Origin of the sequence: Phyllobacterium sp. SYP-B3895 (assembly GCF_009647635.1) — a bacterium.
Lineage (GTDB): Bacteria > Pseudomonadota > Alphaproteobacteria > Rhizobiales > Rhizobiaceae > Phyllobacterium > Phyllobacterium pellucidum.
Genome location: NZ_WJIG01000002.1, coordinates 1,231,298 through 1,245,036 on the forward strand (window position 1 = coordinate 1,231,298; position 13,739 = coordinate 1,245,036).

The 13,739-nt window shown below is 58.6% G+C and carries 13 protein-coding genes and 1 pseudogene; 8 read left to right on the forward strand and 6 right to left on the reverse strand.

What is annotated here, in order from left to right:
- Positions 1-2: 2 nt before the first annotated feature.
- On the reverse strand, positions 3-662 hold the full coding sequence (locus GF108_RS12465) for a response regulator transcription factor (protein ID WP_091919797.1): 660 nt from the start codon (positions 660-662) through the stop codon (positions 3-5).
- A gap of 219 nt (positions 663-881) precedes the next feature.
- On the opposite strand from GF108_RS12465, the gene pip reads away from it, so the two are divergent.
- On the forward strand, positions 882-1,832 hold the full coding sequence (gene pip, locus GF108_RS12470; protein ID WP_153668170.1) for a prolyl aminopeptidase: 951 nt from the start codon (positions 882-884) through the stop codon (positions 1,830-1,832).
- A gap of 35 nt (positions 1,833-1,867) precedes the next feature.
- Here pip and GF108_RS12475 read toward each other — a convergent pair whose 3' ends face one another.
- Together GF108_RS12475 and GF108_RS12480 are read right to left on the reverse strand one after the other, a co-directional pair.
- Positions 1,868-2,311 carry a VOC family protein gene (locus GF108_RS12475; protein WP_153668171.1) on the reverse strand — a complete coding sequence of 148 codons (444 nt, stop codon included), beginning with the start codon at positions 2,309-2,311 and terminating at the stop codon, positions 1,868-1,870.
- 117 nt (positions 2,312-2,428) lie between these two features.
- Positions 2,429-2,869 carry a hypothetical protein gene (locus GF108_RS12480; RefSeq protein WP_153668172.1) on the reverse strand — a complete coding sequence of 147 codons (441 nt, stop codon included), beginning with the start codon at positions 2,867-2,869 and terminating at the stop codon, positions 2,429-2,431.
- A gap of 133 nt (positions 2,870-3,002) precedes the next feature.
- Between GF108_RS12480 and GF108_RS12485 the strand changes: the two genes are divergently transcribed.
- Both GF108_RS12485 and GF108_RS12490 read left to right on the forward strand, forming a co-directional pair.
- On the forward strand, positions 3,003-3,347 hold the full coding sequence (locus GF108_RS12485; RefSeq protein WP_153668173.1) for a DUF952 domain-containing protein: 345 nt from the start codon (positions 3,003-3,005) through the stop codon (positions 3,345-3,347).
- Complete coding sequence (locus tag GF108_RS12490) at positions 3,344-4,432, forward strand: quinone-dependent dihydroorotate dehydrogenase (RefSeq protein WP_153668174.1); 1,089 nt, start codon at positions 3,344-3,346, stop codon at positions 4,430-4,432. Before GF108_RS12485 ends, GF108_RS12490 begins: the two co-directional genes overlap by 4 nt.
- Before the next feature lie 20 nt (positions 4,433-4,452).
- Here GF108_RS12490 and GF108_RS12495 read toward each other — a convergent pair whose 3' ends face one another.
- The 3 genes from GF108_RS12495 to GF108_RS12505 form a co-directional block, all read right to left on the reverse strand.
- A complete protein-coding gene (locus tag GF108_RS12495) occupies positions 4,453-5,808 on the reverse strand; it encodes an MATE family efflux transporter (RefSeq protein ID WP_153668175.1) in 1,356 nt (451 codons plus the stop codon).
- A gap of 105 nt (positions 5,809-5,913) precedes the next feature.
- On the reverse strand, positions 5,914-6,411 hold the full coding sequence (locus tag GF108_RS12500) for a CAP domain-containing protein (RefSeq protein WP_153668176.1): 498 nt from the start codon (positions 6,409-6,411) through the stop codon (positions 5,914-5,916).
- 88 nt (positions 6,412-6,499) lie between these two features.
- Positions 6,500-6,766, reverse strand: coding sequence for a DUF6460 domain-containing protein (locus tag GF108_RS12505; protein ID WP_027230335.1), 267 nt, complete (start codon positions 6,764-6,766; stop codon positions 6,500-6,502).
- Between the two features lie 230 nt (positions 6,767-6,996).
- Between GF108_RS12505 and GF108_RS12510 the strand changes: the two are divergent.
- The 5 genes and pseudogenes from GF108_RS12510 to GF108_RS12530 all read left to right on the forward strand — a co-directional run bounded on the left by GF108_RS12510 (position 6,997) and on the right by GF108_RS12530 (position 13,478).
- Positions 6,997-8,656: pseudogene (locus GF108_RS12510) on the forward strand (arylsulfatase).
- A gap of 244 nt (positions 8,657-8,900) precedes the next feature.
- Positions 8,901-9,836, forward strand: coding sequence for a sugar ABC transporter substrate-binding protein (locus GF108_RS12515; RefSeq protein ID WP_113279783.1), 936 nt, complete (start codon positions 8,901-8,903; stop codon positions 9,834-9,836).
- Positions 9,837-9,896: 60 nt separating this feature from the next.
- Complete coding sequence (locus tag GF108_RS12520) at positions 9,897-11,465, forward strand: sugar ABC transporter ATP-binding protein (RefSeq protein WP_153668177.1); 1,569 nt, start codon at positions 9,897-9,899, stop codon at positions 11,463-11,465.
- Positions 11,452-12,456, forward strand: a complete 1,005-nt coding sequence (locus tag GF108_RS12525; RefSeq protein ID WP_153668178.1) for an ABC transporter permease — start codon at positions 11,452-11,454, stop codon at positions 12,454-12,456. Before GF108_RS12520 ends, GF108_RS12525 begins: the two co-directional genes overlap by 14 nt.
- On the forward strand, positions 12,453-13,478 hold the full coding sequence (locus tag GF108_RS12530) for a LacI family DNA-binding transcriptional regulator (RefSeq protein WP_153668179.1): 1,026 nt from the start codon (positions 12,453-12,455) through the stop codon (positions 13,476-13,478). Before GF108_RS12525 ends, GF108_RS12530 begins: the two co-directional genes overlap by 4 nt.
- Positions 13,479-13,739 lie beyond the last annotated feature (261 nt).

The window sequence follows — 13,739 nt, forward strand, 5'->3', positions numbered from 1 at the left end:
GATTACATAAGAGACTGGCTGGGCATCGACTCTTCTTTGAAGCGTGCCAGCCGGATGACCGCTTGCGTGCGGCTCTCGACGCCGAGCTTGTAGAGAACGGCGGAGACGTGTGCCTTGATCGTCGCTTCCGAAACGTTCAGTTCATGGGCGATCTGCTTGTTAAGCATGCCATCAGCCATCATGCTCAATACACGTGCCTGCTGTGGAGTAAGTTTGCGGATGCAGCGAATGAGTTCGATCATCTCCGGATCAAGCACGTCGTCGTCACCATCGGCCAGCGGCGACCAGATGCCCCCGTCAAGGATCGTCTGCACTGCTTCCTTGATAACGTCCGGCCCCGAAGACTTGGAAATGAAACCCGATGCGCCGAGTTCGAGGGCGGCCCGGATGGTAACCGGATCGTCGGTTGCCGAGATGATGGCGATCGGCAGTGATGCCTGCAGTGAACGCAGCGCGACAAAGCCGGTGAGCCCACCGACACCGTTCAACGAAAGGTCAAGCAGAAGAAGATCAAGATCCGCTTCTTCCTGGATAAGAGATTTTGCAGTCTCGATATCGCCAGCTTCAATAATCTCGGTATTGTTTCTTGGCGAAGTAAGCGCCAAACGCAAGGCTCCCCTGAAGAGGGGGTGATCATCCACAATAAGAAATCGGTAGTTCATGATTTAAAAATTCCTTGTTGCTGAAATTGCAGCAGTCTTAATCCAAAAGCCGTAATGCTAACGACTAAATCTGAAACGACTGATATATCAAGAGCAATTCGGTACACGCCAAAGTTTTGTTATCCGCCTAGGTGAGGCGATCCGGTTGAAATGCCTTGGCAAAACCGCATTCCCGCGCAATTATTTGCCGTGGGGATGAAATTCTTGAAAGTGGGACGCATGATCACAAACATTCTTTATCCAGAACTTCAACCGACATCGGAGGAAATGCTGCAGGTCTCCGAGCTTCACACGATACATGTGGAGGAATGCGGGAATCCGAATGGCAAACCGGTGATCATGGTACACGGCGGACCCGGTGGCGGCATCAATCCGACAATGCGCCGCCTGCATGATCCGGAAAAATATCGCATCATTCTGTTTGACCAGCGCGGCTGCGGAAAATCGACGCCGCATGCGGAGCTCAACGAGAACACGACATGGGATCTCGTTGCCGACATGGAGAAGATCCGCAATCATTTCAACATCGACAAATGGCAGGTCTTCGGCGGTTCGTGGGGTTCGACGCTCGGCCTCGCCTACGCCCAGACGCATCCGGACCGCGTCAGCGCATTGATATTGCGCGGTATTTTTATGATCCGCCGTTTCGAGATCGAATGGTTCTATTCGAACGGCGCGAGCATAATTTATCCCGATCGTTTCGAGGCCTACCAGGCGCATATACCGGAAGACGAGCGCGACGACATGATCGCAGCCTACTACCGGCGCCTGACCGATGCCGACCCGGCCGTTCAGTTGCAGGCAGCCAAATTATGGGCGCGCTGGGAGGGATCGGCGCTATCGCTGCTTCCGGATCCTGCGCGTGAAGAAGCGTTTTCCAACGATCATTTTGCCATCGCTTTCGCCCGTATCGAATGCCACTATTTCCAGAATCGCGGCTTTTTCGAAACGGACGACCATTTGCTGCGCAACGCACATCTGATCCGCGATATTCCGGGCGTCATCGTGCATGGGCGCTATGACATGTGCACTCCGCTGCTCAATGCCTGGCACCTGAAAAAGGTCTGGCCGGAAGCGGATCTGCGTATTGTCGAGGATGCAGGCCATGCCGTCAGCGAGCCCGGCATCGTCCACGAACTCATCCACGCGACGAAGCGGTTTGCTGGCTAGGTAGTGATGGCCGGCCCCGCCATGGGGCCGGCACTTTACGCGGCAAGGTGCTTCTGCCGCGATTTCAGCACCCACAAATGCCCGAACGGATCAACGAGCACGCCAGCCCGATCACCGCCATCGAGCGTTTCGGCGGCGTTGCGTATCCTGCCACCCTCGGCGAGGGCGTGGTGCAGCACGCGGTCCACATCATCGACATGAATATCGAGCATGACCGGCGTCGCTCCGATGGCATGGATCGAGCGCGGACCGCCGAGCGATGCGTCGGCATCGCGCTTCGGGTTGGCACCGACGATCATGAGGAACGATGCGCCCATGCGAATTTCCGCAGCGATGAGTTCGCCATTGTGCAGATAAGGCCGTCCGACAATTTTGGCGCCGAAAACGTTCTCATAGAAATCGAGCGCCTTCTGCTGGTCCCCATGACGTACAAAGAGCCTGATCGATACCTCTCCAATCAGTGTTGGCACTGCAGTCATCTTATCGCTCCCCGGAAGAAAAGTTGTGAGCGGGCAGTGTCCGACAAATGCTTGAACATATCAAGAACGGCCCCTGCCAAAAACCGGCCACTCCTGACAGGTGGTTGTCAGGATGATTCAGGTTTTCTCCAAGGTGTCGGGCGCCGGCTTGTTGTCTTCGGGGCTGTAGCCGAACTCCTTGGCGATACCCATGAAACGGCGCATGAATTTTTCCATGTAGCCGAGGCTCTTTTCGAACTGCTCGTCCGAAGGCAGCGCGTCGCGCACAATCGGCGGAATCTTGCCCATGGCGGCCACCGTATCCTCGAGTTTGGCGACGCGGCCCTTCAAATCGGCTATATCCTCTTCATAGGCCGTACGTTCCTCCGCAGCGACCTTGCACACGAGTTGTGCGGATTGCTGTTGGCAGATCGACATCTCCCCCGTCTTGTTGTTCATGCGCACGAAGCCGTCGGCAGTCTTCTCAAGCGTATAGCCCGGGCTCTCCTCGGCACGTGCCGGCTGGCCGACCAGCGGAGCAAGTGCAAGAACAATGAGCATTGTGCGAAAGGGTGCCATGACGGACCTCCATGTTTGCATCCTGCAAACCTATTGCAATAATACGCCAAAAATCTGAACCAGGCACAGAATTCGCTCAAACGTTCGACTCCGGACTTTGCGCGGACGGGTTTTGCGACTACTAAGAATTTCCATGACTCACCTGATATACAAGATTGCGCCGCGCACCCTTTGGCAGGCCGCCGAAGCAAAGGGTGTCTTTGACGGCGCGCCCATCGATCATGCGGACGGTTTCATTCATTTCTCGACAGCCGCCCAGGCCGTGGAGACCGCGACAAAGCATTTCACCGGCCAGGACGATCTTCTGCTCATTGCGGTTGCGACCGACCGGCTGGGCGATGCGCTCAAATACGAGGTTTCGCGCGGCGGCGATCTCTTTCCGCACCTTTATGCATCGCTGCCGCTCGAGGCGGTCGAATGGGTAAAGCCCCTGCCCCTCGGGCCTGACGGGCATCAATTTCCGGAGATGCAACAATGAACAGGCTGTTCCAGGCGATCGGCAGGAAGGTCCTGTTCTCTTTCGATCCGGAAGATGCTCACGGGCTTTCAATCAAAGCTTTGAAAAGCGGCATCGTCCCCGGTTGCGCGCCTTTGAACGATCCGGCGCTGCGGGTCACCGTGGCAGGTCTCAGCTTTCCCAATCCTCTCGGCATGGCAGCAGGCTATGACAAGAATGCCGAAGTGCCGGACGCCCTGTTGAAGCTCGGATTCGGGTTCGCCGAGGTCGGAACGCTGACCCCGTTGCCGCAGTCCGGCAATCCCAAGCCGCGGATTTTCCGCCTTATCGAAGACCGCGCGGTGATAAACCGCCTCGGATTCAACAATGAAGGCCACGACCCGGCTTTCCAGCGGCTTACCGAACGGCGCAAGCATGCCGGCATTGTCGGCGTCAACATAGGCGCCAACAAGGATTCAACGGACCGGATTGCCGACTACGTTGCCGGGATCCGCAAGTTTCAGTCAGTCGCGAGCTATTTCACCGTCAACATTTCCTCGCCGAACACGCCGGGACTGCGCTATCTGCAGGCGCGCGAAAGCTTGCGCGAATTGCTTGGCAAGGTGCTCGAAGCGCGCGACGCGCAAAAGGGTGTGCACCGACCGGTCTTTCTGAAGATCGCGCCCGATCTTCCAGAGACGAGCCTCGACGATATCGCCGCCGAGATCGCGCTTCACCCGCTCGACGGCTTGATAATTTCGAATACTACGCTGTCGCGAAGCGGTCTCGAAGGGACAAAAAATGCGCGCGAGACGGGAGGACTTTCTGGCGCTCCGCTGTTCAATCGCTCGACGATCGTCCTTGCCAAGATGCGCCAACGCGTCGGGTCCGATTTGCCGTTGATCGGCGTTGGCGGTGTTGACAGCGCGGCGACTGCCATTGCGAAAATACGTGCCGGCGCGGATCTCGTTCAGCTTTATACGAGCATGATTTATGCGGGGCCCGGTCTTGCCGGGGACATCATCAAGGACCTTTCGGCAAGATTGAAGCGTGACCGCATCACGACGATCGCTGCGCTGCGCGATTGCGACGTCAATGAATGGGCAGGCGAACCTCTGCCGGCCTAGGGCATGTCGCTATTTCCATCTTATTCGGCAAATTGCAGGCGCGCCCGGCTCGGCAGAATCGACAGGAGCGAGATACCACGCAGGCCAAGGAAAAGGTGGAGCGCCAGCCAGAGGCCGTGATTGCCGAGGTAAACCGGCAAGACGTAGTAGGCGGCAAAATAGCCAGCGAGCGACAGTATCATCATGTTGCGCATATCGCGCGACCAGGTCGCCCCGATGAAGACGCCGTCCATGTGGAAGGCGAGAAGGCCGGTGACGGGCGCAAGGGCGGCCCAGGGCATATAGATCGCGGCCATCGATTGAACCTCTTCGGACTTGATCAGGAAGGCGACGATACTGTCGCCAAAGATCAGGAAGAAGAGTGCCATGACCGATGCGAGGATCATTCCCCAGAGAAACGACAGCTTTACGCCCCGGTCGAAGGCGGGACGGTAATTCGCGCCGACGGCACGGCCGGAGATTTGTTCGGCTGCGGTGGTGACGCCGTCGATCAGATAGCCTGAAATCAGAAGGAAATTCATCAGTACCGCATTGGTCGCCAGCGTTACCGCACCGGCCTGGGTGCCCGCCCGGGTGAAATAGGCGTAGGCGATCAGCAGGAAAAACGAGCGCAGCATGATGTCGCGATTGACCGCGAACATGCGGCGGATTTCATGCGCATCCAGAACGCGCTTGCGCGATGGATTGGCAATGCTTCGGAACTGCATGTAGATCATCGAAAGGCCGACGATCAACGCCGACGTCTCGCCAAGAACCGTCCCCCAGGCGATACCCTCGACGCCCCAACCCATGATAAGACCGAGCCAGATGGTCATCACGACATTGACGCCATTCAGCAGCAATTGCAGATAAAGGCCCTGCATGGCCTTGCCCTGCCCGAGCAGCAGTCCCAATACGACGAAGTTGCCGAGTGCCATGGGCGACGACAGGAGACGGATCGACACATAGGTCGACATGGCTTCGCTGACAGCCGGATCGGGATTCATGAAGCTGACGGTCGCCTGCAGGATCAGCGGGGTGGCCGCGATGAAGATCAAGCCGGCGACAACGGCAATGCCGAGAGCACGCCAGAATACCGCCTGCTGCTCGACATCGTCGTGGCGGCCCATGGCCTGCGCAACAAGGCCTGTCGTGCCAGCGCGCAGGAAGTTCATCGTCGAGAACAGGAAGTCGAAGACCAGGGCGCCAATGGCAAGGCCGCCAAGCAGATGCGGATTGCCGACCTGGCCAATGACAGCGGTATCGACGAGGCCCAGCAGCGGCGTCGTCAGTGATGCGAGCATGACCGGAATCGTGATTGCAAGCATCAACCGGTTCGTCACCTCGAAGGGGCGGACGACCTTGGAACCGGCAGACGAAGGCACATCGATATTCATGAGGGCACCGAGATTGCAAGCCTGAAAGGCTGTCCAAGCTCTATGCCACTGGTTCGCGGCGTTTACCAGTCATATCAAGGATGATGAATTCCAGCGCCCCGGGGACTACACGCCGAGGACCAGCGCCCAATACCTTTCTGCACCCGATTCAGCGTAGGCAAGTCCGAAATGGCTGAATTGCGGGTCGAGCATATTGCGACGGTGCGGCGGTGAATTCATCCACTGCGCAAAGACCTGGTCCATATCCATCCGGCCCCTGGCGATATTTTCCGCAGCGGGACCGTGAATGCCCGCGCCGCGGATGCGCGAAGCAAAGTCCCGGTTCCAGCTCGTCGTGTGGCTCATGCGTCCGGCGCTCGCCATATAGCCCGCCTGCTGCAAGGCCGCCTGCTCCAATGCGGACGACGGAGCAAGCGGACCGAGTCCCCTTGACGACCTTATTGCCCGCAGATTGGCGCTGCCTGAAGCCGAAACGCCCGCGCGCTTGCCGGTCAACCGCGGTTGCGGTGGCGTCGATTGGCATGCGGCAAGCGGTAGGAGCGCAGCGCCGGCGGCAAGGCCGAGAAAATGACGACGCGGCATTAGCGATTTTGTTTCGTCCATGGAGCTTTCCTCACGACGGGTTTAGCCGATATCGGTGAAATGTGGCTCCTTCGCGCCCCGAAAGGCTCAACCACACTGTTTGGCAGTTTTAGCGACGATAGCTCAAAAGCCGCAACAGGATGAAGCACGGAATGACGACGACTGCGCCAAGCAGGAAATAGCCTGCGAAGCGTTCGATCGCGCCGAAGCCCAGATTCCAGATGCGGCGGAAGAAATTCTCGATGCCGTAGAGAATATCCATCGGAGACCAGTCGAATGCGCTCATGACCACACCCACGACAAGCGAAACGATGATGAGCTTTATGAGAACACGGGCGGGCGTATCGCCCAGGAAACGGTTCACTCCATCCGACATGTTTTCTCCGGTCCATGCTTGTCTGCGCTGGCAATGACATACGGCGATACGGGATAGCGTTCAAGGTGGTGAATAACCCATGCTCTTCATCGCATGTCGCGGTACGCAACCATAAAGCATCCATCGGTTGTAACGTTACGTACTTGGATTGCACCAGCCCGTACGTCACGAATATCCTGTCGAATTTCCGCATGTCCAGAATGAATATCCTCGAACAGGGAGCCACGGCGATGAGTAAACTCGGCGAGATCGACAATACCCCACCAGTCACAGATACAAGTCCCAACAGTGTCAGCCGCCGCAATCTGCTCTTGGGAGGCACAGTCCTCGCGGCAACGTCCGTGCTGGCACCAGGAGGGTCTGTCTACCCGGCCCGTGCCCAGCAGGCTGCGGCGCCAAGCGGCAAGACCCCGAACATCCTTGTCATATTCGGCGACGATATCGGCATTCCGCAGATCAGCGCCTACACGATGGGCCTCATGGGCTACCGCACGCCCAACATCGACCGCATCGCTGCCGAGGGCGCGATCTTCACGGATTCGTACGGCCAGCAAAGCTGTACTGCTGGACGTGCGTCCTTCATCCTTGGCCAGGAACCCTTCCGCACCGGTCTGTTGACAATAGGCATGCCGGGAGACCCCCATGGCATACAGGATTGGATGCCGACCATTGCCGATGTGTTGAAGACGCAGGGCTATGCAACGGGCCAGTTCGGCAAGAACCATCTTGGCGACCATGACGAGCATTTGCCGACCAATCATGGTTTTGTTCTTCGGCAATCTCTATCATCTGAATGCCGAAGAGGAGCCGGAAGGCTATTTCTATCCGAAGGATCCGGAATTTCGCAAGAAATACGGTCCGCGCGGCGTGATCCACTCCTACGCCGATGGCAAGATCGAGGATACCGGCGCCCTGAACACGAAGCGCATGGAGACGATCGACGAGGAGTTCCTGTCGGCGGCCAAGGATTTCATCGACCGCCAGCACAAGGCCGACAAGCCGTTCTTCGTCTGGTTCAACTCCACGCGGATGCATGTCTTTACCCATCTCAAGAAAGAGTCGCTGGGCAAGACGGGCAAGGGCATTCACGCGGACGGCATGGTCGAGCATGACGGCATGGTCGGCGAATTGCTGCAGCAACTCGACGATCTCGGCATAGGCGACAATACGATCGTCCTCTATACGACCGACAACGGCGCCGAAATCGCGCTATGGCCGGACGGCGCCATGACGCCGTTCCACGGCGAAAAGGGAACGACCTGGGAAGGCGGCTTCCGCATCCCCATGATGGTGCGCTGGCCGGGCGTCGTTAAGCCGGGAACGCAGGTCAACGACATAGTGACCTTGATGGACTGGATGCCGACATTGGCCGCGGCCGGCGGCATTCCCGACATCAAGGACAAAATGAAGTCCGGCTTCCACGCTGGCTCGAAGAACTTCAAGGTGCATCTCGACGGCTACGACCTCACATCGCTGCTCAAAGGCGAGGCCAAGGAGCCTCCGCGTGACACCGTTTACTACTTCGACCAGGGCGGCAATCTCAACGCCATCCGGTGGAACGACTGGAAGCTCAGCTTTGCCATCGCAAGTCACGGCAATATAGCAACGGCTACGCGCGAAGTGCCGGCTTGGGCCCTCATCGCCAATCTGCGCATGGATCCCTACGAACGGGGAATGGATGAAGGCGGCGGCGCCACGGACTTCCTCGCGCGCAATATCTGGCTCCTCGTGCCTATCCAAGGGAAGATCAAGGAGTTCTTTGCCGATTTCGATCAGTTTCCGTCGCAACAGGGCAGTTCACTCAACGCGGGAGCGATCAATTATGGAACGCTCCGACAACAGGCGGCATTGCAACGCCTGAAGGAACTGGAAAGCTTGACGCCGCAATAGCAAGCAAAATGAAAGAAACGGGTTGTGCGATTACGATGCGGTCGTGCAATCCGTCTTCCATGCAACTCTTCTCACCCACGACGTTAAATTGATGCGCTGCAGCAATGAAACGTTTCATATTGACAAACTTGAAGCAATATGGCCCATTTCGATACAGAAATCGTTTTGCTGAAAATCCGGTGAAACGTTTCATCGCCTTGTCGGAGGACCTGGCGAAACCACGTCTTATTCTGGGAGGAATATAATGCGATTTTCCAAGATAATTGCTGCCGGTCTGCTCGCCGGAACGCTTATGGTTCCCATTGCAAGCCATGCAGACGACAAGCCCGTCGTCGGGCTCGTCATGAAGTCTCTCGCCAATGAATTCTTCAAGAACATGCTCGAAGGCGCCAAGGCGCATGAGGCCAAGCGCGGCGACTACACGCTCAAGGCTGTCGGCATGCAGTCCGAGACCGATATCGAGACGCAGATCAACGCTGTCGAAAGCTTCATTACGGAAAAGGTCGATGCGATCGTCATCGCCCCCGCCGACTCGCGTGCCTTGGTGCCGCCGCTGAAGCGCGCGGTCGACGCCGGCATTACCGTCGTCAATTTCGACGTTTCCCTCGACGAGAAGGCCAAGCAGGAAGCAGGGCTGACACTCGCATTCGTCGGACCCGACAATCGCGGCGGCGCCAAGCTTGCGGGCGATGCTCTCGCCAAGAAGCTCGGCCAGGGCGCCAAGGTCGTCATCATCGAAGGCAACCCCGGCGCGGACAATGCAGCGCAGCGCAAGCTCGGCTTCATGGATTCGGTTGAGGCCGGAAAGCTCGACCTTCTCGATTCTCGCACCGCACATTGGGAAACCGAGGAAGCCAATACCCTCTTTTCCAACATGCTGACGGCGCATCCCGATATCCAGGGTGTGATGGCAGCCAATGATTCCATGGCTCTCGGTGTCGTCAAGGCAATCGATGCTGCCGGCAAGACCGGCAAAATCGAAGTGGTTGGCTTTGACAATATTCCCGCCGTGCAGCCGCTGCTGAAGGAAAAGAAGATGCTCGCCACCGTCGATCAGTTCGGCCAGGAAATGGCTGCGAACGCCGTCGACAAGGCGCTCGGCGTGCTCAAGGGCGGCAAGCCGCTCGAGGGTTGGGTCAAGACCGATATCAAGCTCGTCACGTCGGACGACGTGAAGTAAAAGTTCTGGAACTCCGGCTGCGCCCTGATCGGGTGCGGCCGGAGACAGAGGCGGCCCAACATGGAAAACAATCAATCTATGCCTGACGGTATCCGCCCGGTCGCGGACGCCGAAGCCCTGCTTCATCTTTCCGGCGTACGCAAACGGTTTGGCGGGGTCGTTGCGCTCGACGGCGTCAGTTTCGCTCTGCGGTCCGGCGAGGTCCATGCTCTTGTCGGCGAGAATGGCGCCGGCAAATCCACATTGATCAAGATTCTGTGCGGGATCGTCCAGCGCGATGCTGGTGAGATCGAACTCGCCGGCACACCTTATGATCCGCACGCGCCCGGCGACGCGAAATCGGCGGGTATTCAGGTCGTGCATCAGGAGTTCAATCTCCTGCCCTACCTCTCCGTTGCCGAGAATATTTGTTTTGAAGACATGCCCCGAAAGCATTTCGGGATGGTCGATTACGCCAGCCTTTATGCCAAGGCCCGCAAGGCGCTCGATGCCATCGGGCTTGCTGACGTCGACGTGCGCCGGCCGGTTGAATCGCTCGGCGTGGCGCACCGGCAGCTTGTGGAAATCGCCCGGGCGTTGATGGGCGAGAGCCGCATCCTTATCCTTGACGAACCGACGGCAACGCTGACCGAGCGAGAAACGCAGCGCCTCTTCACCATCATCGCCAGCCTCAGGGCAAAGGGCGTAGCCATCGTTTTCGTATCGCACCATCTGCAGGAAGTCTTCGCCATTTGCGACAGGGTAACGGTACTGCGCAACGGCGCCTCCGTGATGACCGCCGATATTGCCGCGACGACGCCCGAGCAACTCGTCAGCAACATGGTCGGCCGGCAACTCGCCGCAGCCATGGCAGCTGAAAAGACCGTCGATACCGGCGGCAAGACGGCGCTGTCATTGCGCAATCTGCGCCACCCCGCCTCGCCGCACGCCGAGGGCGTATCCTTCGATCTGCACTATGGCGAAATGCTCGGCATTGCCGGGCTCGTCGGCTCCGGGCGCACCGAACTCCTGCGCTCGATCTTCGCCGCGGATGTCGCCGTCTCGGGAGAATTGCAGCGGGAAGGCGCGCCGCGTTCCTACCGCAGTCCAGGCGATGCGATCGCGGACGGCATCGGCTTCGTCACCGAAGACCGCAAGGAAGAAGGCCTGATCCTTTCCATGCCGATTGCCGCCAACGTGACGCTGGCGAGCCTGAAAGATGTCTCGCGCCTCGGCCTCGTCGACAAGAACAAGGAAAGCCGCCTGACCCAAAAGCTCGGCGGCGAGGTGCGGCTCAAATATGGAAGTCCGCGCGATGCCGCATCCACGCTTTCCGGCGGCAACCAGCAAAAGGTGGTGCTGGCAAAGTGGCTGGCCAACAAGCCCAGGGTGCTTCTGCTCGATGAGCCGACACGCGGCGTCGACGTGGGTGCGAAGGCAGAGATCTATGCGCTGTTGCGCGGACTTGCCGAGCAAGGTCTCGCCCTTCTCATCGTCTCGTCGGAACTGCCGGAACTGATAACATTGTGCGACCGCATTCTCGTCATGTCGAAACATCGGATTGCCGGCGAAGTCGCGCGCAAGGACTTTTCAGAAGAGCATATATTGAATCTCGCCTATAAGGATGAACGCCGCCATGGACAGCACTGATATCGACCGCAGCCCTGCCGGGCGAGCCGATTTTGCCGCAGTATCGAAGACGGTCCTGCGCGAGGCCGGCATCGGCCTTGCGCTCGTCGTTCTCATCATCGTCTTTTCGGTGACGACCCAGCACTTCCTCACGGCAAGCAATATCACCAACATCCTGACACAGGTGACGATCAATCTCGTCCTTTCGATCGGCATGACCTTCGTCATCCTCATTGGGGGGATCGATCTTTCAGTCGGCTCGGTGCTCTCATTTTGCGCCGTCGTCGCAGGCACCGTGATGACCTTACCCGGGCTTGACCCGGCGTTCGCCGTCACGCTTGCCGTCATCAGCGCTGTGATCGCGGGGATTGGTTTTGGCCTCTTCAACGGCTTCATCAGCGCCTACTGGGCCATACCGTCCTTCATCGTCACGCTCGGCACACTCAATATTGCGCGCGGCGCGGCCCTGCAGGTAACGAACGCATCGACGATCTACTCCTTTCCCGCAGCGTTCAATGCCTTCGGCTCGCGCACGATCTACGGCGTGCCGGTGCTCTTCCTGATCGCGCTGCTGCTTGTCGCCATCGCCTGGTTCGTGCTGGCGAAAACCGTCTTTGGCCGCGTGCTCTATGGTATCGGCAACAATGAAGAAGCGGCACGGCTCGCCGGCCACAATATCTTTTTCTACAAGATTGCCGCTTTCACTATCTGCGGGGGCCTGGTCGGCATCGGCGCGATCATCTATATGGCCCGCCTCAATATCGCGAGCCCGATCATCGGCATCGGCTTCGAACTCAATGCGATTGCCGCCGTCATCATCGGCGGGACGAGCCTCAGCGGCGGGCGCGGCAGCGTCGTTGGAACGCTGCTCGGCGCCTGCATTATCGGCGTTCTCGCCAATGGGCTTATTCTGCTTGGCCTCAGTGATTTTATGCGACAGATGATAACCGGATTTGTAATAATCCTCGCCGTGATACTCGACAAATACCGCGAAAGACTGACCAAAGCATGAGTGCACCCGAGGCGCCCGACAGGACCAGACACAAGACGCACGCGAAAGTGGTGAACATCAAGGACGTTGCGGCACGCGCCAATGTTTCGGTCGGCACGGTGTCGCGGGTTCTTGCCAATAACGAGACCGTCGGCACGGCCCTGCGCGAGAAGGTCACCGAAGCTATTCGCGAACTCAACTTTCGACCGAGCGGCGTTGCGCGCGGCCTGCGCCGCAGCCGCACCGATATGATCGGCCTGGTCATCCCCGATATTACCAACCCGTTCTTTGCCGAGCTTGCCAAGCATGTCGAGGCGATCGCGTCACGTTCGGGATTTTCGGTGCTGCTGTCGATTACCAATGAAGACCCCAGGATCGAGCTGAACCAGATCGAAAGCTTGTTGAAGAGCTATCCGACCGGGCTGATAGTGGTTCCGACCCAGTTTGGCGCTTCGGAGGGCTGGAAGAGCAATGTGGCAACTGTTGCGGTGGACCGGCGCTTTGCGGGCTATCCGTTGATCTCTGTCGATCATGCCGCCGGCGCCGGCCTTGCCGCACGGCATCTTCTGGCCCTTGGCCACCGGCGCATCGCCTATATTGCTGGCCCTCCCGAAGCGCCCGTTTCACGCGAGCGGCGCAACGGCTTCGTCGACGCCCTTGCCGCCGAGGGGGTGACGCCGGAAATTCTCGAGGGCTATTTCGACTATGCATCCGGCGAAACACTGGGCCGCATGCTGCTCGACCGGGCACCGGGCGAGCGCCCTACCGCCATTGCAACGGCCAGCGACCAGCAGGCGATCGGTCTGATGCGCGCCGCAAACGATCTCGACCTAAAAGTGCCGCAGGATATTTCCGTCGTCGGCTTCGACGATATTCCGCTGGCCGAACTCATCACGCCGCGCCTGACGACGATCCGCCAGCCCGTCGAACAGATTGCCGCGCGCGCCGTGGCGCTGACAACCGGTACCAGTCCGCTTCCCATCAACGACGAATTGCTGGAAGCATCGCTGGTGGTGCGCAATTCGACGGCGGCGCGCGGCTGACCGGCCATTCAGGATTTTTGGAGCGGGTGAAAGGAATCGAACCCTCCTATTAGCGGGCCAGTGGCGGCGGCATTCAGGAGAACGCTCAGTGAAGTGTGGAGCCCCCCTCCCGAGGAGCGTTGGGAACTGCTGGTTACCGGGAAGTGATAGGCGTATTAGTCTATCTCGGTCCTGACCGAGTAGATATGTCTCTCTACGGCGGCAAGCTAAATGGCTGGCGTGGTAGAGTGTTCACAAAATTGCTCAGCACTGTGATCGGAT

Bases quoted from the DNA above. Each gene is read 5' to 3' on its own strand.
- GF108_RS12465 (WP_091919797.1), bottom strand. From the start codon at position 662: ATGAACTACCGATTTCTTATTGTGGATGATCACCCCCTCTTCAGGGGA.
- pip (WP_153668170.1), top strand. From the start codon at position 882: ATGATCACAAACATTCTTTATCCAGAACTTCAACCGACATCGGAGGAA.
- GF108_RS12475 (WP_153668171.1), bottom strand. From the start codon at position 2,311: ATGACTGCAGTGCCAACACTGATTGGAGAGGTATCGATCAGGCTCTTT.
- GF108_RS12480 (WP_153668172.1), bottom strand. From the start codon at position 2,869: ATGGCACCCTTTCGCACAATGCTCATTGTTCTTGCACTTGCTCCGCTG.
- GF108_RS12485 (WP_153668173.1), top strand. From the start codon at position 3,003: ATGACTCACCTGATATACAAGATTGCGCCGCGCACCCTTTGGCAGGCC.
- GF108_RS12490 (WP_153668174.1), top strand. From the start codon at position 3,344: ATGAACAGGCTGTTCCAGGCGATCGGCAGGAAGGTCCTGTTCTCTTTC.
- GF108_RS12495 (WP_153668175.1), bottom strand. From the start codon at position 5,808: ATGAATATCGATGTGCCTTCGTCTGCCGGTTCCAAGGTCGTCCGCCCC.
- GF108_RS12500 (WP_153668176.1), bottom strand. From the start codon at position 6,411: ATGGACGAAACAAAATCGCTAATGCCGCGTCGTCATTTTCTCGGCCTT.
- GF108_RS12505 (WP_027230335.1), bottom strand. From the start codon at position 6,766: ATGTCGGATGGAGTGAACCGTTTCCTGGGCGATACGCCCGCCCGTGTT.
- GF108_RS12515 (WP_113279783.1), top strand. From the start codon at position 8,901: ATGCGATTTTCCAAGATAATTGCTGCCGGTCTGCTCGCCGGAACGCTT.
- GF108_RS12520 (WP_153668177.1), top strand. From the start codon at position 9,897: ATGGAAAACAATCAATCTATGCCTGACGGTATCCGCCCGGTCGCGGAC.
- GF108_RS12525 (WP_153668178.1), top strand. From the start codon at position 11,452: ATGGACAGCACTGATATCGACCGCAGCCCTGCCGGGCGAGCCGATTTT.
- GF108_RS12530 (WP_153668179.1), top strand. From the start codon at position 12,453: ATGAGTGCACCCGAGGCGCCCGACAGGACCAGACACAAGACGCACGCG.